The sequence below is a fragment of the Hwangdonia seohaensis genome (genome assembly GCF_031932625.1).
GTDB classification, from domain to species: domain Bacteria; phylum Bacteroidota; class Bacteroidia; order Flavobacteriales; family Flavobacteriaceae; genus Hwangdonia; species Hwangdonia seohaensis.
This window is the reverse complement of record NZ_JAVSCK010000001.1, coordinates 105,630-123,758: the sequence shown is the minus strand read 5'-3', so window position 1 is coordinate 123,758 and position 18,129 is coordinate 105,630. Positions and strand designations below refer to the sequence as shown.

Annotated in this window: 18 protein-coding genes and 1 riboswitch; all 18 genes read left to right on the top strand. The window is 38.6% G+C overall.

What is annotated here, in order from left to right; all coding sequences use genetic code 11:
* Nucleotides 1-79: 79 nt before the first annotated feature.
* Complete coding sequence (locus RNZ47_RS00535; RefSeq protein WP_311935054.1) at nucleotides 80-493, top strand: RrF2 family transcriptional regulator; 414 nt, start codon at nucleotides 80-82, stop codon at nucleotides 491-493.
* A 169-nt stretch (nucleotides 494-662) separates the two neighbouring features.
* The gene (locus RNZ47_RS00530; protein WP_311935052.1) at nucleotides 663-962 is read left to right on the top strand and encodes a DUF2061 domain-containing protein; all 300 of its coding nucleotides are present in this window, start codon (nucleotides 663-665) and stop codon (nucleotides 960-962) included.
* Nucleotides 962-1,582 (top strand): phosphoadenosine phosphosulfate reductase domain-containing protein, encoded by a 621-nt coding sequence (locus RNZ47_RS00525; RefSeq protein ID WP_311935050.1) that lies wholly within the window; start codon nucleotides 962-964, stop codon nucleotides 1,580-1,582. The genes RNZ47_RS00530 and RNZ47_RS00525 overlap by 1 nt, the downstream gene beginning before the upstream one ends.
* 11 nt (nucleotides 1,583-1,593) lie before the next feature.
* Nucleotides 1,594-2,499 carry a sulfate adenylyltransferase subunit CysD gene (cysD, locus tag RNZ47_RS00520; protein WP_311935048.1) on the top strand — a complete coding sequence of 302 codons (906 nt, stop codon included), beginning with the start codon at nucleotides 1,594-1,596 and terminating at the stop codon, nucleotides 2,497-2,499.
* A 165-nt stretch (nucleotides 2,500-2,664) separates the two neighbouring features.
* Nucleotides 2,665-3,912, top strand: a complete 1,248-nt coding sequence (locus RNZ47_RS00515) for a sulfate adenylyltransferase subunit 1 (RefSeq protein WP_311935046.1) — start codon at nucleotides 2,665-2,667, stop codon at nucleotides 3,910-3,912.
* Nucleotides 3,913-4,146: 234 nt separating this feature from the next.
* Nucleotides 4,147-6,261 (top strand): ferredoxin-like domain-containing protein, encoded by a 2,115-nt coding sequence (locus RNZ47_RS00510; protein WP_311935044.1) that lies wholly within the window; start codon nucleotides 4,147-4,149, stop codon nucleotides 6,259-6,261.
* The gene (gene cobA / locus RNZ47_RS00505; RefSeq protein WP_311935042.1) at nucleotides 6,236-7,078 is read left to right on the top strand and encodes a uroporphyrinogen-III C-methyltransferase; all 843 of its coding nucleotides are present in this window, start codon (nucleotides 6,236-6,238) and stop codon (nucleotides 7,076-7,078) included. The genes RNZ47_RS00510 and cobA overlap by 26 nt, the downstream gene beginning before the upstream one ends.
* 3 nt (nucleotides 7,079-7,081) lie before the next feature.
* On the top strand, nucleotides 7,082-7,666 hold the full coding sequence (locus RNZ47_RS00500) for a precorrin-2 dehydrogenase/sirohydrochlorin ferrochelatase family protein (RefSeq protein ID WP_311935041.1): 585 nt from the start codon (nucleotides 7,082-7,084) through the stop codon (nucleotides 7,664-7,666).
* Nucleotide 7,667: 1 nt separating this feature from the next.
* On the top strand, nucleotides 7,668-8,723 hold the full coding sequence (locus RNZ47_RS00495) for an NAD(P)/FAD-dependent oxidoreductase (RefSeq protein ID WP_311935040.1): 1,056 nt from the start codon (nucleotides 7,668-7,670) through the stop codon (nucleotides 8,721-8,723).
* 9 nt (nucleotides 8,724-8,732) lie between these two features.
* The gene (gene epsC, locus RNZ47_RS00490; protein WP_311935038.1) at nucleotides 8,733-9,491 is read left to right on the top strand and encodes a serine O-acetyltransferase EpsC; all 759 of its coding nucleotides are present in this window, start codon (nucleotides 8,733-8,735) and stop codon (nucleotides 9,489-9,491) included.
* Entirely contained in the window at nucleotides 9,478-10,368 is an 891-nt protein-coding gene (gene cysM, locus RNZ47_RS00485; RefSeq protein WP_311935036.1) for a cysteine synthase CysM, read from the top strand. Before epsC ends, cysM begins: the two co-directional genes overlap by 14 nt.
* A gap of 161 nt (nucleotides 10,369-10,529) precedes the next feature.
* Nucleotides 10,530-10,642: riboswitch (SAM riboswitch) on the top strand.
* Nucleotides 10,643-10,694: 52 nt separating this feature from the next.
* Nucleotides 10,695-11,708, top strand: coding sequence for a homocysteine S-methyltransferase family protein (locus tag RNZ47_RS00480; protein WP_311935034.1), 1,014 nt, complete (start codon nucleotides 10,695-10,697; stop codon nucleotides 11,706-11,708).
* Nucleotides 11,709-11,723: 15 nt separating this feature from the next.
* Nucleotides 11,724-14,396, top strand: coding sequence for a methionine synthase (gene metH, locus RNZ47_RS00475; RefSeq protein WP_311935032.1), 2,673 nt, complete (start codon nucleotides 11,724-11,726; stop codon nucleotides 14,394-14,396).
* Between the two features lie 332 nt (nucleotides 14,397-14,728).
* The gene (gene metF, locus RNZ47_RS00470) at nucleotides 14,729-15,682 is read left to right on the top strand and encodes a methylenetetrahydrofolate reductase [NAD(P)H] (RefSeq protein WP_311935031.1); all 954 of its coding nucleotides are present in this window, start codon (nucleotides 14,729-14,731) and stop codon (nucleotides 15,680-15,682) included.
* Between the two features lie 34 nt (nucleotides 15,683-15,716).
* Entirely contained in the window at nucleotides 15,717-16,814 is a 1,098-nt protein-coding gene (locus tag RNZ47_RS00465; protein ID WP_311935028.1) for an acyloxyacyl hydrolase, read from the top strand.
* 219 nt (nucleotides 16,815-17,033) lie between these two features.
* Nucleotides 17,034-17,441, top strand: coding sequence for a hypothetical protein (locus RNZ47_RS00460; RefSeq protein ID WP_311935026.1), 408 nt, complete (start codon nucleotides 17,034-17,036; stop codon nucleotides 17,439-17,441).
* Between the two features lie 57 nt (nucleotides 17,442-17,498).
* Nucleotides 17,499-17,879, top strand: coding sequence for a hypothetical protein (locus tag RNZ47_RS00455; protein WP_311935024.1), 381 nt, complete (start codon nucleotides 17,499-17,501; stop codon nucleotides 17,877-17,879).
* Between the two features lie 28 nt (nucleotides 17,880-17,907).
* The gene (locus tag RNZ47_RS00450; RefSeq protein ID WP_311935021.1) at nucleotides 17,908-18,117 is read left to right on the top strand and encodes a hypothetical protein; all 210 of its coding nucleotides are present in this window, start codon (nucleotides 17,908-17,910) and stop codon (nucleotides 18,115-18,117) included.
* Nucleotides 18,118-18,129 lie beyond the last annotated feature (12 nt).

Sequence of the window (18,129 nt, the reverse complement as noted above, 5' to 3'; positions counted from 1 at the left end):
AATACCGAAATGCGTGCGTAAATTTTCTAGTTTTTTCAGTTTGTTTTAAAGAGAATAAGTAATTAACTATATTAGCACCATGCTATCTAAAAAAACTAAATACGGCTTAAAAGCACTCACTTATATTGCCAGAAAAGAAGGCGATGAGCCCGTTCGTGTTTCTGAGGTTGCTAAAAGCGAAAATATACCTCCCAAGTTTTTAGAAAGCATTTTACTTACCCTTAGAAAATCTGGTATACTAGGCTCTAAAAAAGGCAAGCACGGCGGTTATTATTTAAGGCAAGAGCCAACCGAGGTTAAAATGACCGATGTGATGCGCGTTCTTGAAGGCCCCATTGCCATGGTGCCGTGCGTGAGCTTAAATTTTTACGAAAAGTGCGATGATTGTCCGGATGAAGAAAAATGCAGCGTTAATAAGCTCATGATTCAGGTGCGCGATAACACCCTTGAAGTATTCAGAAACACCACATTAGCAGATTTATCGGGAAAATAGTGTTGAGAATTTCTTAAAATTCAAACTATTTTTTGGATAATTATAATCCATTCTACTTAAATCATTTTCATATCCATAAAAGTTGTTAAATATCTTTCATAAGAAAAAATATATTTTACTTTTGTATTTCCTAGTAAATCGATAGGATTAATATAAAATTTAAAAACATATGATTATTGATGCGGTTTTAAATAGAAATAATAAGGATGTGAAAGTGATAGATATTAACAATCCGAAAGGAGAAAAGGTATCTGAAAATGGTAAACAATCCGAAGAAAAAATAAAACGCAGTCTAGCAAAAACAATAAGTTGGAGAATTATCGGGACGCTTGATACGCTTGTTTTGTCTTGGCTTATTACGGGCGAAGCGACCATGGCATTTACCATAGCGTCTGTTGAGTTTGCATCAAAAATGATATTGTATTTCTTCCACGAACGCGCTTGGAATAATATAAAATGGGGAAAGTAATGATAGACCAAAACCAAATAGAAAGGCTTAACGAAACTTTTAAGGAAGCATCGCCTTCCAGCATTATTAAAAAAGCTTTCGAACTGAATAAAAAAGCAGTTGTAACTACCAATTTCAGACCTTACGAAGCTGCTATCTTGCATGCCGTAAGTCAAGTAAAATCAGACATTCCGGTAGTGTGGTGCGACACGGGTTACAATACACCGCAAACCTATAAACACGCAGAACAGGTTATCGCAGATTTAGGCTTAAATGTGTTTTTATATGTGCCAAAACAAACGTCGGCACACCGCGATGTGGTTTTGGGAATACCGAGTGTCGATGCCCCTGAACATGCTTTGTTTACAGAGCAGGTAAAACTCGAACCGTTTAAACGCGCTATGGACGAGCATAAACCAAACGTATGGTTTACCAACTTGCGACAAGGGCAAACCGCTTTTAGAAACAGTATCGGTATTTTTAGTTTAAGTAAAGACGGCGTTTTAAAAGTGAGTCCGTTTTACTATTGGTCTGATGAAAAACTGGACGCTTATTTAAGCGAGCATAAGTTACCAAACGAGTTTAAGTATTTCGACCCAACAAAAGCATTAGAAAACAGAGAGTGTGGTTTACACGCTTAAAAATATAAAAAATGAACAAAGACACATCACATATAAATTCGTTAGAAAACGAAGCCATTTATATTATGAGAGAAGTGGCAGCACAATTTGATAACCCCGTGCTGTTATTTTCAGGAGGCAAAGATTCAATCACTTTAGTAAGGTTGGCTGTTAAGGCGTTTTACCCTGCTAAAATTCCGTTTCCTTTAATGCATATCGATACGGGGCATAATTTTCCCGAAACCATTGAGTTTAGAGATCGATTGGTTAAAGAACTGGGGTTGGAACTCATCGTAAGAAACGTTCAAGATTCTATTGATGAGGGTAAGGTAAAAGAAGAATCGGGACGATACGCCAGCCGAAACATGCTGCAAACCACAACACTTTTAGATGCTATTGAAGAATTTAAATTCGATGCTTGTATTGGCGGTGCCCGTCGTGACGAAGAAAAGGCACGGGCCAAAGAGCGTATTTTTTCGGTACGTGATGATTTTGGTCAATGGGACGAAAAAAATCAGCGTCCGGAGTTATTCGATATGCTGAATGGTGACATTGAACACGGACAAAATGTACGTGTGTTTCCTATTTCAAATTGGACAGAATTGGATGTTTGGTCTTACATAGAAAGAGAAAACATTGAAATCCCATCCATTTATTTCGCACACACCAGAGCCACTTTTTTACGAGATGGCTTAATCTGGTCGGCAGATGACGAGGTGGTTTTTAGAGATGAAAATGAAGAAGTTTTAGAACGTACGGTACGATTTAGAACCGTGGGCGATATGAGTTGTACGGCAGCGGTACTATCTGATGCTGCCGATATAAAAACCGTGGTTCAGGAAATTAGGGAAAGCACCATTTCAGAACGTGGCGCACGAATAGACGATAAACGCTCTGAAGCCGCCATGGAAAAACGTAAACAACAAGGGTATTTCTAGAAAAGCCCCCTAGCCCCCAAAAGGGGGGATTAGTAAGTTTGCGGAAACTAAATCCTGCAAAGTTTTAAAAACCTTGTAGGTATAAAAAAACAAAAGAATAAAAACGAATTTTAAAATATAACCCGAACAAACTCCCTCTCCTTTGGAGAGGGTTGGGGAGAGGCTATGGAAGTATTAAAAATTGCAACAGCAGGAAGTGTAGACGATGGAAAAAGCACCTTAATTGGGCGCATCCTTTACGATACAAAATCATTAACCACAGATAAATTAGAGGCTATTAAAAAAACCAGTAAACAACGTGGTTACGATTATTTGGATTTTTCGTTGGCAACCGATGGTTTGGTGGCCGAAAGAGAACAAGGTATCACCATTGATGTAGCGCATATTTATTTTTCAACAGCCAAAAAAAGTTACATTATTGCCGATACGCCCGGACACGTGGAGTATACCCGAAACATGGTTACTGGTGCATCGACATCGCAAGCATCCATCATTTTAATCGATGCCAGAAAAGGGGTGATCGAGCAAACCAATCGCCATTTTTTCATCAATAACTTACTCCGCATTAAAGATGTGGTGGTTGCCATTAATAAAATGGATTTGGTTGATTATTCTGAAGACGTTTATAATAAAATTAAAGCTGATTTTTCTGAATTGATGAGCAAACGCGATTATCAAGATCAGAAAATAACCTTCATTCCCGTGAGCGCTTTAAAAGGCGATAATGTAGTTAATAGATCTGAAAACATGCCTTGGTACAAAGGCGAAGCGCTGTTGGAACATTTAGAGCAATTAGACAAAAAAGATATTTTTAACATCGGTACGCCACGATTCCCGGTGCAATATGTAATTCGCCCTAAAACCGAAGAATTCCATGATTTTAGAGGCTACGCCGGAAAAGTTTACGGCGGTAATTTAAGTGTGGGAGACGATATTGTGGTGCTGCCATCGCAAACAAAATCGAAGATAAAAGACATTTATTTTTACGACGAAAAATATGAAACAGCTTCAAGACGCTCATCGGTTACCATCACTTTAGAAGACGAGATTAATGTAAGCCGTGGTGATATGATTGTTAAAGAAAACGATTTGCCAGCCATAGAAAAACAGTTTACCGCCAATGTATGTTGGATGGATTCAACCCAATTAACGGCTGGAAAAAAATACGTGGTTCAGCATGGAATCAATAAGGTTTTGGCGAAAGTAGATAGGATTCATCATAAAATAAACCCGGATTATTCGGGAATTGAAGAAAATGTAAACGGTTTAGGGATGAACGATATTGCTTCAGTGACCTTTAAGCTTAACAAGCCTATTTTTTACGATGAATTTAAAAACCACAGAACAAACGGATCGTTTATAATCATCGATTCCCAATCCAATAATACAGTTGGCGCAGGTTTTATTCAGTAGAAGCCCCCTAACCCCCATAAGGGGGAACTAGCAAGTTTATGAAAATAAAAGAAGTTTTTTACTAGGGTTTTGGACCCTTGTAGATCTAAAAAATAAATTAATAAAAATAGTTGCTCTCTTCCGAGTAATAACTCCTCCCTTTTGGGGAGGTTGGGAGGGGCTTTTAATAACAATATTCTTACTTCGCCCGAGTGAGAATCCCTCCCTATTGGGGAGGTTAGGAGGGGCTTTTTTATGCAAAGTTTTAGAACAGAAATAGAAAATCCAATAGTTGAAAGAGACATTATTGAGTTAGCCGATAAAATAGAGCTTTTCAATAATGGGAAAATTGACGAAGAAAAATTTAGAAGCCTACGTTTAGCACGTGGTATTTACGGACAGCGACAAGAAGGCGTGCAAATGATTCGTATTAAATTACCTTACGGGAAACTGTTAAGTAATCAATTACGAACCATTTCTGATGTTTCAGATGAGTATTCCAGAGGAAGATTGCACATCACGACGCGTCAAGATATTCAAATTCACTATGTAGATATCAACAGAACGCCCGAACTTTGGGCACAATTGGATAAGGACGATGTAACCATAAGGGAAGCTTGTGGAAACACGGTTAGAAATGTAACGGCCTCCGAAACCGCTGGTATTGACGTTAATGAACCGTTTGATGTGTCGCCCTATGCCGATGCCTTGTTTCGTTTCTTTTTACGGAATCCGATTTGTCAGGAAATGGGACGTAAATTTAAAGTATCGTTCTCGTCTTCAGATGAAGATACCGGACTATCGTACATTCACGATTTGGGGTTTATCGCTAAAATTAAAAACGGCGTTCGCGGTTTTAAAGTGATGCTTGGTGGCGGACTGGGTTCGCAACCTAGACATGCCGATGAGTTATACGACTTTTTGGAAAGCGATAAAATCATTCCGCTTATGGAAGGTGTTTTAAGGGTGTTCGATCGCTACGGCGAACGTAAAAGTCGTGCCAAGGCTCGTATGAAATTCTTAATAAAAGACATTGGTTTAGAGGCTTTTAAAAATTTAGTTGAAGAGGAGCAAAATGCCATAGAGTTCAAATCGGTGGTTATTGATGCCGAAGGGTATCCGTACTCAAAACCTGTTGAAATCACAAAGATTCCACAGGTTGAAATAAAAGACCAAAACGCTTTTGAAACCTGGAAATCAACAAACCTTATTCCTCAAAAACAGGACGGTTTTGTGGCTATTGGCATTAAGGTTCTTTTAGGTGATTTTTATACCGATAAAGCCAGATTACTGGCAGATTTAGTCGAGAAATATGCCGCAGGGGAGTTGCGGTTAACGCTTCGTCAAAACATAGTTATTCCATTTGTAAAACGCGAATTGGTACCGTTTTTCTACCAAGAATTGGAAAAATTGGGCTTTGTTGAAGCCGGCTATAATAAAACTGTAGATATTACGGCATGCCCGGGAACCGATACCTGTAACTTAGGAATAGCGAGCAGTACCGGAATTGCCGATGAGTTGGAACGCGTTATAAAAGCAGAATATCCGCAGTATTTAAAAAACGAAGATTTAGTGATTAAAATTAGCGGTTGTATGAATGCTTGCGGACAGCACAATATGGCAAACATTGGTTTTCAAGGGATGTCTGTTCGTACGCCAGATAAATTGGTGGCGCCCGCTTTACAAGTGCTATTGGGTGGCGGAAACTTAGGCGATGGTCATGCGACTTTTGCCGATAAAGTCGTGAAAATTCCAAGTAAAAGAGGTCCCGAAGCATTGCGCAGAATTTTAAATGATTTTGAAGCGCACGCCAACGGAAAACCATTTGTTGCATATTATAAAGAAAAAGGCGAAAAATATTTTTATGACCTTTTAACCGATCTTTCGGATGTTTCAAACTTAACCCAAGACGATTTTATCGATTGGGGAAACACCGCAAAATACGTAAAGGAAATTGGTATTGGCGAATGTGCCGGCGTAGTCATCGATTTAATTGCAACCTTGTTTTTAGAGAGTGAAGAGAAAATTGAAAACGCCCAAGAATCATTTGATAACAAAGTGTATTCAAGTGCCATTTACCATGCTTACAGCTCTTTGGTTAATTCCGCGAAAGCGTTGTTATTGGCCGAAAATAAAAAGACAAACACACAAGCAGGAATCATCAGTCAGTTTGATGAATTATTCGTTGAAAGCGGAAGAATTGATTTGGGCGTATCATTTTCAGAGTTGATTTATCAAATTAAAAAGCACACCCCAACAAGAGAGTTCGCAACAAAATATATAGAAAGCGCAAATCAGTTTTTAGATAAAGTGAGAACTTTCAGAGAAGCTGAAAAAGAATTAAATGCACTTCAAAAGAAAGCAGTTTAAAGATAAGATGGGTATTAATAAAGAAAAGCATATAAGCAAAGAAAATCCTTTTCCACCTTCGGGGGCTAGGGGACTTTTAACCGTTGTAGGCGCAGGTCCGGGAGATGCAGATTTAATCACCATTAAGGCCATTAAAGCCATAAAATCTGCCGATGTTATTTTGTACGATGCGCTGATAAATGAAACGTTGTTGGAGTATGCATCAGCCAAAGCCGAACTCATTTATGTGGGTAAACGCAAGGGATGTTATGCGTATCAACAAGAACAAATTAATGAGCTTATTGTAAGCAGGGCAAAGTCTCATGGGCACGTTGTACGTTTAAAAGGTGGCGACCCATTTATCTTTGGTCGTGGTGCCGAAGAGATAGATTATGCCCAACGGTTTGGGGTTGAAACTTATGTTGTTCCGGGGATATCGTCGGCTATTGCTGTGCCCGCATATCAGGGTATTCCGTTAACAAAACGAGGTGTTTCAGAAAGTTTTTGGGTCATTACAGGTACAACCAAGGCGCATAAATTATCAAATGATGTGGCCTTGGCCGCAAAATCAACAGCAACGGTTGTTATTTTGATGGGCATGAGCAAACTCAATGACATTGTAAACGTCTTTTCAGCAGAAAACAAGCAGGATACGGCCATAGCAATCATTCAAAACGGCACGACTGAAAATGAAAAATTTGGCGTCGGCACTATTCGTACTATTGAATCTGTTGTGGCGGAAAAACAACTGTCTTCGCCGGCCATAATTGTTATTGGCGATGTGGTGAAAGAGCGCGTCGTTTTAAATTCTATTTATAAAGAATTTGCAACAGCTTAGGGCATGGAAAGAAATAATTTATATCCCATTTTTTTAAAAGCGAAAAACCTTAACGTGCTCATTGTTGGCGGCGGTGGTGTAGCTGAAGAAAAATTGAGGTTCCTTTTAAAATCCAGTCCAGATGCTTGTGTAACAATGGTATCACCAATGTTTAGAGAAGAAACTTTATCTTTGTCTAATAAAGGAGATGTTACGCTTATAAAAGACACGTATAATAAGCGTTATCTAAAAGGAAAGCATATTGTTGTTGCAACGACTAACGTAACTAAAGTTAACGTAAAAGTTTACAAACAGTGTAGAAAAAGAAGTATTTTAGTAAATGTTGCCGATAACCCTCCGTATTGCGATTTTTATATGGGCGGCATCGTAACAAAAGGCCATGTAAAAGTGGCGATTTCAACAAACGGAAAATCGCCAACAACAGCTAAACGACTACGTCAATTTTTTGAGGATGTCCTCCCAGAAAATGTAGACGATTTAGTTAAAAATTTAAATGAATACAGAAAAACAATAAAAGGGGATTTCGAGCAAAAAGTAGAAACGCTAAACGAATTCACCAAAGGATTAATTGCAAAAAAAGAAGTATAAAATGATTAAAACAGATATACTCATTATTGGCGCTGGACCAACAGGGTTGTTCACGGTTTTTGAAGCTGGATTATTAAAACTTAAATGCCATTTAATAGATGCATTGCCGCAACCTGGTGGACAGTGCTCAGAGATATACCCCAAAAAACCCATTTACGATATTCCTGGTTTCCCAGAAATATTGGCGGGCGACTTAACTAAAAACCTATTGGAACAAGGTAAGCAATTCGAACCTGGTTTTACCTTGGGTGAGCGTGCAGAAACCATCGAAAAACAAGACGATGGTACGTTTATTGTAACCACAAATAAAGGCACAAAACACCAAGCACCGGTGGTGGCTATTGCTGGCGGATTGGGTTCTTTCGAACCACGTAAACCAGCCATAGAAGGCATAACCGATTACGAAGATAAAGGCGTAGAATATTTTATTAAAGATCCTGAAGTTTACAGAAACAAAAAAGTGGTTATTTCCGGTGGTGGCGACTCTGCTTTGGATTGGAGTATATTTTTAGCCGATGTAGCTTCGGAAGTTACTTTGATCCACAGAAGAAACGAGTTTAGAGGCGCATTGGATTCTGTTGAAAAAGTAGGCGAATTGAAGCTTTTAGGAAAAATCAATTTAATCACACCTGCCGAAGTAACGGGAATTCATGGCGATGGTAAAGTTGAAAGTGTAACCGTTGTAAAAGACGGTGAGGCGCAAATCTTAGAAACCGATCATTTTATTCCGTTATTCGGATTGTCTCCAAAATTAGGACCCATTGCAAATTGGGGCTTGGAAATAGAAAAAAACGCCATTAAAGTAGATAACTCCTTAAATTACCAAACAAACATTCCGGGAATATTTGCCATTGGTGATGTGAATACCTATCCTGAGAAATTAAAACTTATCCTATGCGGTTTTCACGAGGCGACTTTAATGTGTCAAGCGGCATATAGAATTATCAATCCGGGTAAAAAATATGTTTTAAAATACACTACGGTAAGTGGTATTAACGGTTTCGACGGAACGCGCAAAGAAGCTCCAAAGGCTGTTGTTAGAGCCATTGAAGCTTAATATAATATTATGAGTTTATTTGGTAAACCATTCAAATGTTTTAATCTCAAATTAAAGGATACTGTAGAAAACTTTACAAAGCAATTGTTTTATGCGCTTTTTGATGAAGAAGACCCTACAGTATGGAAGCAATTAAAGATTGATTTTCTTGAGATAGCAAACCAGGTCTGTGCCGAAGATAGGGCAGCTACTTGGGACACCTTTTGTAACGCATTGCCCGATGTTAGGCGCAAACTGGACCTCGATGCCTTGGCGATTGAAAAAAACGACCCAGCATCAAAAAGTTTAGAAGAAGTTTATCTCGCATATCCGGGGTTTCATGCCATTGCTATTTATAGAATAAGCCATGAATTATACAAAATAAAAATGCCCATAATCCCTAGGATGATGAGTGAATATGTGCACGGTGTCACCGGCATCGATATTCATCCGGGGGCAACCATTGGTGAGTCGTTTTTTGTAGATCACGGCACGGGAATAGTTATCGGCGAAACATCGGTTATCGAAAAAAACGTAAAAATCTATCAAGGGGTTACGCTTGGTGGTTTGCAGGTAAATAAAAGTCTGGCATCCACAAAACGGCATCCAACCATAAAGGAAAATGTTACCATTTATGCCAATGCCACCATTTTAGGCGGCGATATTGTAATTGGTGCAAATAGTACCATTGGTGCCAATGTTTGGATTACGGAATCTATTCCGGAAAACTCATTGGTAACCTACAAAACCGAAATTAAAATAAGACCCAAAAAAAATGGCATTCGCTAAATCTATATTAAATCAAATCGGACATACGCCTATAATCGAAGCGAGTCATATTGTTTCAAATAAAAACGTAAAACTGTTTTTAAAATTAGAAGGCGATAACCCTGGCGGAAGTGTAAAAGACCGTGCTGCTTTTAATATGATTAACGAAGCGATTAAAAGAGGCGACGTAAAAAAAGGAGGCACTTTGGTTGAAGCCACTAGCGGAAATACAGGTATTGCCTTGGCTTTTATTGCACCGCTTCTTGAATTGAATATGGTTTTGGTCATGCCTGAAAACTCTACCGAAGAACGTGTAAAAACCATGCGTGCTTATGGTGCGGAAGTTGTTTTAACACCTGCAGATATTGGGATAGAAGGCTCACGCGATATCGCTTTTCAGCTTAGGGACGACAAAGGCTATGTGTTGTTAAATCAGTTTGAAAATGACGATAACTGGAAAGCACATTACAAAACTACAGGTCCGGAAATTTGGAAAGATACCCAACAGAATGTTACACATTTCGTGTCGGCCATGGGCACTACAGGAACCATTACCGGGGTTTCAAAATATTTGAAAGAAAAAAATAAAAACATTGCCATTGTTGGCGCTCAACCGGCAGATGGGTCTAGTATTCCGGGGATTAGAAAATGGTCGCCCGAATATGTGCCTAAATTTTTCGATAGAAATAGAGTCGACCAAGTTATTGAAGTTACCGAACAGGAAGCCAAAGCAATGACACAACGTTTAGCCAAAGAAGAAGGCGTGTTTGCGGGCATGAGCAGCGGAGGTGCGGTACATTGTGCTTTAAAATTGGCAGAAACTTTAAAGGAAGGCGTTATAGTAGCCATTATCTGCGATAGAGGCGATAGGTATTTGTCTTCAACGCTGTTTGAGTGATAAGTTTCCTGCAAGGTTTCCAAAACCTTGTATGTATAAAAAATAAAAAACACCTACAAGGTTGAAAAAAGACCAAGCAGTATAAGGAAAACAAAAATATAGTTAGTACTTTTGTTGTTTAAATTCCGCGTAAGCGAAAAAACAGTTCATAAACGTAGTAATTGTTATCAAGAAAGGTAGAGGGATTAGACCCGTTGAAGCCTTGGCAACCTCCCGAACTTTCGGGGAAGGTGCTACATTCTACCAATATTTTTAATATTTGGAAAGATAACGAAAAGTGTTTCACTTACTTTTCTTGATGACATACAGATATAAATAATATCAAAATGTCGAATATCCATAAAGCTTTAAAAGAGCGCATTTTAGTTTTAGATGGTGCCATGGGTACCATGCTGCAAGCTTATAAATTTACTGAAGATGATTTTAGGGGCGAACGCTTTAAAGATTATCCAACACCGCTGCAAGGTAACAACGATTTGCTGTCCATTACCCAGCCAGAAGCCATAAAAACCATCCACGGAAAGTATTTTGAAGCCGGAGCAGACATTGTAGAAACCAATACTTTCTCTAGTACGACCATTGCTATGGCCGACTATCAAATGGAAAATTTGGTTTACGAGTTGAATTATCAATCGGCAAAAATAGCAAAAGAAGTTGCCGATAAATTTACTGCCAAAGAACCTCATAAACCACGTTTTGTTGCGGGTTCAATAGGGCCAACAAACCGTACGGCAAGCATGTCGCCCGATGTAAATGACCCGGGTTATAGAGCCGTAACTTTTGATGAATTACGAATCGCATATAAACAACAAGTTGAAGCTTTAGTTGATGGCGGTGTAGATTTATTATTGGTCGAAACCGTATTTGATACTTTAAACGCCAAAGCCGCATTATTTGCGATTGAAGAAGCTAAAGAAGAACGCCAAAAGGATATTCCAATTATGCTTAGCGGCACCATTACCGATGCTTCGGGCAGAACATTGTCTGGACAAACCGCCGAAGCTTTTTTAATTTCCGTGTCGCATATTCCATTGTTTTCCATAGGATTTAATTGTGCTTTAGGAGCCAATTTAATGCAACCGCATTTAGAGGCGATTGCCAATAAAACCGATTTTGCCATTTCTGCGCACCCCAATGCGGGTTTACCCAATGCATTTGGAGAGTACGATGAGTCGCCAGAGGAAATGGGCGAGCAAATTGAGGAGTATTTAAAAAAGAATTTAATCAATATCATTGGTGGTTGTTGCGGCACATCGCCAGAGCATATTCGCGTTATTGCAAATATTGCGGCAAAATATAAACCACGTCGTCATGCTGAACTTGTTTCAGCATCACTTTAAAATGGATGAATGAGGATGAAAGTGAAACAAACTAAATACATGAAACTGTCAGGATTAGAGCCGTTAATCTTGAACGAAAACAGTAATTTTATAAACGTAGGCGAACGTACTAATGTAGCGGGTTCTCGAAAATTTCTTCGGTTAATTAAAGAAGAAAAATTTGACGAAGCGTTGGATATTGCACGTCATCAAGTGGATGGCGGTGCTCAAATTATCGACATTAATTTTGACGATGGCTTAATTGACGGCAAAGAGGCGATGGTTCGTTTTTTGAATCTTATAGCTGCCGAACCCGATATTTGCAAAGTGCCCATTATGATTGATAGCTCAAAATGGGACATTATCGAAGCCGGACTTCAAGTGGTTCAAGGGAAATGTGTGGTGAATTCCATTTCTTTAAAAGAAGGCGAAGACAACTTTGTCTGGGAAGCGAAGCAAATTAAACGCTACGGTGCTGCCGTTATCGTTATGGCTTTTGATGAGGTTGGGCAAGCCGATAATTACCAACGACGTATTGAAATAGCCAAACGTTCGTACGATGTTTTGGTGAACAAAGTAGGTTTTCCGTCTGAAGATATTATTTTCGATTTAAACATCTTTCCCGTAGCAACGGGTATGGAAGAACACCGCAGAAACGCCCTCGATTTTATTGAGGCCACACGTTGGGTTCGCGAGAATTTACCCAATGTAAGCGTTAGTGGAGGCGTAAGTAATGTGTCGTTTTCGTTTAGGGGAAATAATGGCGTTCGCGAGGCGATGCACTCGGTATTTTTATACCACGCCATTCAAGCGGGTATGAATATGGGTATTGTAAACCCTGCGATGCTTGAGGTTTACGACGATATTCCTAAGGATTTGTTGGAGCATGTGGAAGATGTTATTCTCGACAGGCGTGATGATGCTACCGAGCGCTTATTGGAATTTGCCGAAACCGTTAAAGGGTCAAAAGCTGGAAAAACAGTGGATTTGTCATGGCGTGAAAATCCGTTACAAGATAGGATTACACACGCTTTGGTTAAAGGTATTGACGCCTTTATAATTGAAGATATTGAACAAGCCAGACAGGAAGCCGAAAAACCTATTGATGTTATTGAAGGGCATTTAATGATAGGGATGAATGTGGTTGGCGATTTATTCGGCGCAGGCAAAATGTTTTTACCGCAGGTGGTAAAATCGGCCCGTGTGATGAAAAAAGCCGTGGCTTATTTAAATCCATTTATTGAAGCCGAAAAAACCGATAAGCAAGAGCCCGTAGGTAAAATATTAATGGCAACCGTAAAAGGCGATGTGCACGATATTGGTAAAAATATCGTAAGTGTGGTATTGGCGTGCAACAACTACGAAATTGTAGATTTGGGCGTTATGGTGCCACCGGAAAAAATTATTGAAATGGCCATTAGCGAACGTGTCGATGCCATTGGATTATCGGGGTTAATTACGCCATCGCTTGACGAAATGGTGTATTTGGCCAAAGAAATGCAACGTCAGGAATTCGAGTTGCCTTTGCTTATTGGTGGCGCAACAACCTCAAAAGCGCACACTGCGGTAAAAATTGATACACAGTACAAAAATGCCGTGGTTCATGTAAACGATGCGTCGCGTGCGGTAACCGTTGTTGGCGATTTATTGAATAAAAAATCAGCACACGAATACACCGCAAAATTGAAAGCGGATTACGATGATTTCCGAACCAAGTTTTTAAAACGAGGTAAACAGAAATCGCATATTTCAATTAACGAAGCACGACAAAGAAAATATAAAATTGATTGGGAAACTTCTGAAATTGTGAAACCCAATGAAATGGGTGTTCAGGTTCTAAAACAACTAAGTTTAAAGGAATTGTTGCCATTTTTGGACTGGAGTCCGTTTTTTAGAAGCTGGGATTTACACGGGAAATTCCCCGATATTTTACAAGATGAGGTTGTGGGCGAACAAGCCACCATAATGTACAACGAAGCACAGGAAATGATTAAAGAGATTATTGCAAAACAACTTTTGAAACCCAAAGCGGTTTTTGGATTGTTTGAAGCAAACTCGATACATGACGACGATATTTCGGTTAAGAAAAAAGGTGAGGAAATCGCCGTTTTTAGAACCTTGCGCCAGCAATTAAAAAAGCGCGAGGGAATTCCTAATCATGCTCTTGCAGATTTTATTGCGCCAACAGAAACTGGTAAAACCGATTATATGGGCGCCTTTTGCGTGGGTATTTTTGGCGCACAAGAATTGGCCGATAGTTACAGGGCCAAAGAAGATGATTACAACGCCATTATGGCGCAAGCGATTGCCGACAGGTTTGCAGAAGCTTTTGCAGAATATTTGCACAAGCAAGTACGAACCAAACACTGGGGCTATGCGGCTGATGAGGATTTGAGCAACGACGATTTAATTAAAGAAAGTTATAAAGGTATTCGTCCGGCACCGGGTTATCCGGCGTGCCCAGACCATTTGGAAAAAGAAACTATTTGGGAATTGCTTGATGTTGAAAAACTAATTGGAGTACAGTTAACCGAAAGTTTAGCCATGTGGCCCGCAGCAGCGGTTTCGGGGTATTATTTTGGGAATTCGGAAGCTAAATATTTTGGTTTGGGTAAAATTACCGATAGCCAATTAACCGATTATGCAACAAGAAAAGGCATAGCCAAAGAAAAAGCCAGAAAATGGTTGCACGCTAATTTGGCGGAATAAAAAAGCCCCACCTAACCTCCCCGAAGGGGAGGGACACATGAGGTGAAAAAGAGATTAAGAATTTATAAAACGAATTAAAAATTAAAACACGACCATTAAAAAGCCCCTCTTTTGGAGGTGTTAGGGGTGGGTATAGCGCACGAGTGGCGCGTTAGGGATTGCAGTGGAAAGCCCACAGCGAGGTGCGAGCGAGGACTTGCAGCGTAAAGCCCGACCCTTGTGGTAACGCCAAAAAAAAAAGACAAGAAATCATTCGTGAATTCGTGGCTAAATAAAATTAGAATAAATATTGATGAGATTTTCGCCTTTGCGGAAATAACAAATAAGAACAAATGAAGGTAACAGAACACATAAAAAAAGCAAACGGGAAAACTTTGTTTTCTTTTGAAATTATACCACCAAAAAAGGGAAAAAACATTAAAGAATTGTACAATAACATTGATCCTTTAATGGAGTTTAATCCGCCATTTATTGATGTTACCACCTCGCGCGAAGAGTTTGTGTACATTGAAAAAGAAGGTTTGTTTGATAGAAAAATTACCAGAATGCGCCCCGGAACCTTGGGGATTTGTGCAGCGATAAAGCATAAGTATAATGTGGATACGGTACCGCATGTGTTGTGTGGCGGTTTTACCAAAGAAGAAACCGAGTATTTGTTGGTTGATTGCCATTATTTGGGCATTAATAACGTGATGGCGTTGCGTGGCGATGCCATGAAAGGCGAGCAGTATTTTAAAGCTACAAAAGGTGGGCATACGTATGCGACGCAATTGGTAAATCAAATTAAGGATTTAAACTCCGGAAAGTATTTGCATGGTGTTTTGGATGTTGATGATAAAGCCGATTTTTGTATTGGTGTGGCGGGGTATCCAGAGAAACATTTGGAAGCCCCATCAATGAAAAGCGATTTAAAACGCTTAAAGGAAAAGGTAGATGCCGGTGCGGATTATGTGGTAACACAAATGTTTTTTGATAACCAAAAGTACTTTGAGTTTGTTGATGCCGCTAAAAAAGCAGGGATTAACGTGCCCATTATTCCGGGAATTAAACCCATTGCCGTAAATAGGCATTTGCAATTGTTGCCACAGGTTTTTAAAATAGACTTGCCCGAAACCTTAATTCATGAGGTTGAAAAGTGCAAAGACAATAAACAAGTGCGTCAAGTTGGCGTGGAATGGTGCATACAACAATCCAAAGAGTTGTTGGACGCCGGTGTTCCTGTGCTGCACTACTACTCCATGGGAAAAAGCGATAATATAAAAGCCATTGCATCGGCATTGTTTTAATAATTAAACTATTTTTGTCGCACAAAACCTATTTATGCGCCAACTAATTTTATGTGTTTTCTGTTTAGCTTTTGGCTTTTCTTTTTCGCAAGATAAAACGCATACATCGTACATAGATTTAAGTTATTTTAAAGGCAATATTGCCTTGCATAACAACGATATCCTTCACTTGATTAAAGGGCATCCCGAAGGTTATATTTTAAGTTGGAACAAAAAAACGTACGGTTTTAACGAATGGGAACAGCGTTACAATTACCCCGATTATGGCGTATCCTTTGCTTATCAGAATTTAAAGAATGATATTTTGGGTGATGTCTCATCGTTGTACGCCCATTATAATTTTTATTTTTTAAAGCGGCATATCATGTTGCGCATTGGTCAAGGTATCGCTTTCACAACCAATCCGTACCATAAAGAAGAAAACTTTAGGAATATTGCTTTTGGCTCAAAACTCATGAGCAGTACCTATGTGATGTTTAATTATAAAAAAGAACGCATTATAAATAGGTTTGGGTTGCAAGCGGGAGTAGCGCTTATTCACTATTCCAACGCTAATGTAAAAGCGCCCAATACCAGTATTAATTCCTTGACCTTTAATTTGGGTGTTACTTATAATTTAGAGGAAGAAACGCTCGAGTATCAGAATACATTAGATGAAAATGATAACAAATTCAGCCAACCCATAAAGTATAATATTGCCTTTAGAAGTGGTATTAATGAAAGCGATGTGGTTGGAAGTGGGCAGTTTCCGTTTTATATTTTTTCTGGTTATGCCGATAAAAGGCTGAACCGAAAAAGCGCCATTCAATTGGGAACCGATGTGTTTTTCTCTAACTTTTTAAAAGAACTTATCCATTTTAAAAGCGTGTCGTTTCCAGAGGAAAATGTTGCAGGCGACGAAGATTATAAACGCGTTGGCGTTTTTGCAGGGCACGAGCTGTTTATCAATAAAACCTCATTAATAACCCAATTGGGATATTACGTATATTACCCCTTTGATTTTGAAGGGAAAACTTATTTTAGGGTTGGTTTAAAACGTTATATAAATGATAAATGGTTTGGGGCTTTAACCTTAAAATCGCACGGAGCCAAAGCCGAAGCGGTGGAGTTTGGAGTTGGGGTTAGGTTGTGATTTTTTGTCAATCACTACTCAGAACGCGCTTTAATAAAAACTTACTTCTCTATAATTAAAATAATTGGTCTTAGCAAAAATACGTAGAACTAAGTATTTTTTAAATGAAAGATAAGTTTTATGTTTGTGTAGGAGGTTTTGCAAATATTTATAGTGTGAGCAACGCAACCTTTACGTAATTTTCACATCTATTGGGTATAAACCTTAAAGTACTAAATAATGAAAAACACTTGTCTTTTAATATTTGCACTCGCACTATTAATACTTGGCTGTGGGAAAGAGGGTTTACCTATCGACCCTAAAAAGGACATTTTGGGAAAATGGGAATTAATACAGCAAGGAACATCTTTAGAAAACCTTTTTGATGTAGATCCCAATGGATATACTGAGTTTATAGACGAAACTTCTTATAGGTTTTATAACTATCAAACCGAGGAATTTGATGATGGCGATTACACTTTAAACGATTCCTCACTAACATTTTTTTATTATGCTGTAGAGAATGGTCAGGTAGTAGACACCATACCTGTGAAATATTTTTACACATTTAAAGATCATAAAACCTTGGTCTTAGATATAGATGCTTCTGCAATATTTAGGACTTTTATTTATAAAAAAATAGACTAGACTTTTTCGAAATAGAATTAGCAAATATTTTATTATTAATCATATAAACTAGAAATCATGAAAAAAACAATTACCCTAGCAATGCTATTAGTTATATGCTTTATCGGTTTTGCGCAAAGCCAAGATAAAGTCGGCATAATCAAAAAGAACCAAAAAGGTATTATTACCTCTGTTAAGTTTTCTGCTGCAATGGAAAAAGACAAAATTCCATCTACAGCAGATGCGTTTTTTCAAACTTATTTAGATGTTAACTCTAATGACCAATTTGAAAAAGCTTTCCATAAATCCAAAAGAAAAGAATTTGTACACGACCATTTCGACCAATACTACAAAGGGATTAAAGTAGATGGTGCCGGCTATAACTTGCATTATAAAAATGGACAGATGTATTTTGCTAATGGTAATTTTGTTAAGGTAGGCAATGTAAACTCTTCCTAATGGGTATAACCTTAAAAATGTTAAGACTATGAAGAACACAATACCATTAATTTTTATCCTTTCATTGCTCATTGTTTGCTGTGGGAAAGAGGACTTACCTATCGACCCTAAAAAGGATATTTTAGGTAAATGGGAATTAATCCAACAGAGAACATCTTTAGAAAATATTCTTGATGTAGAGCCTATTGGATATACAGAGTTTTTAGGCGAAAACTCATATACGTTTTATAATGTTTAACTTAACTTTAGA

Coding starts and splice junctions, on each gene's coding strand:
- RNZ47_RS00455 (WP_311935024.1), top strand. CDS start 17,499: ATGAAAAAAACAATTACCCTAGCAATGCTATTAGTTATATGCTTTATC.
- cysD (WP_311935048.1), top strand. CDS start 1,594: ATGAACAAAGACACATCACATATAAATTCGTTAGAAAACGAAGCCATT.
- RNZ47_RS00500 (WP_311935041.1), top strand. CDS start 7,082: ATGGAAAGAAATAATTTATATCCCATTTTTTTAAAAGCGAAAAACCTT.
- RNZ47_RS00530 (WP_311935052.1), top strand. CDS start 663: ATGATTATTGATGCGGTTTTAAATAGAAATAATAAGGATGTGAAAGTG.
- RNZ47_RS00515 (WP_311935046.1), top strand. CDS start 2,665: ATGGAAGTATTAAAAATTGCAACAGCAGGAAGTGTAGACGATGGAAAA.
- RNZ47_RS00525 (WP_311935050.1), top strand. CDS start 962: ATGATAGACCAAAACCAAATAGAAAGGCTTAACGAAACTTTTAAGGAA.
- RNZ47_RS00480 (WP_311935034.1), top strand. CDS start 10,695: ATGTCGAATATCCATAAAGCTTTAAAAGAGCGCATTTTAGTTTTAGAT.
- RNZ47_RS00460 (WP_311935026.1), top strand. CDS start 17,034: ATGAAAAACACTTGTCTTTTAATATTTGCACTCGCACTATTAATACTT.
- metH (WP_311935032.1), top strand. CDS start 11,724: ATGAAAGTGAAACAAACTAAATACATGAAACTGTCAGGATTAGAGCCG.
- cysM (WP_311935036.1), top strand. CDS start 9,478: ATGGCATTCGCTAAATCTATATTAAATCAAATCGGACATACGCCTATA.
- RNZ47_RS00465 (WP_311935028.1), top strand. CDS start 15,717: ATGCGCCAACTAATTTTATGTGTTTTCTGTTTAGCTTTTGGCTTTTCT.
- RNZ47_RS00510 (WP_311935044.1), top strand. CDS start 4,147: ATGCAAAGTTTTAGAACAGAAATAGAAAATCCAATAGTTGAAAGAGAC.
- metF (WP_311935031.1), top strand. CDS start 14,729: ATGAAGGTAACAGAACACATAAAAAAAGCAAACGGGAAAACTTTGTTT.
- cobA (WP_311935042.1), top strand. CDS start 6,236: ATGCACTTCAAAAGAAAGCAGTTTAAAGATAAGATGGGTATTAATAAA.
- RNZ47_RS00535 (WP_311935054.1), top strand. CDS start 80: ATGCTATCTAAAAAAACTAAATACGGCTTAAAAGCACTCACTTATATT.
- RNZ47_RS00450 (WP_311935021.1), top strand. CDS start 17,908: ATGAAGAACACAATACCATTAATTTTTATCCTTTCATTGCTCATTGTT.
- epsC (WP_311935038.1), top strand. CDS start 8,733: ATGAGTTTATTTGGTAAACCATTCAAATGTTTTAATCTCAAATTAAAG.
- RNZ47_RS00495 (WP_311935040.1), top strand. CDS start 7,668: ATGATTAAAACAGATATACTCATTATTGGCGCTGGACCAACAGGGTTG.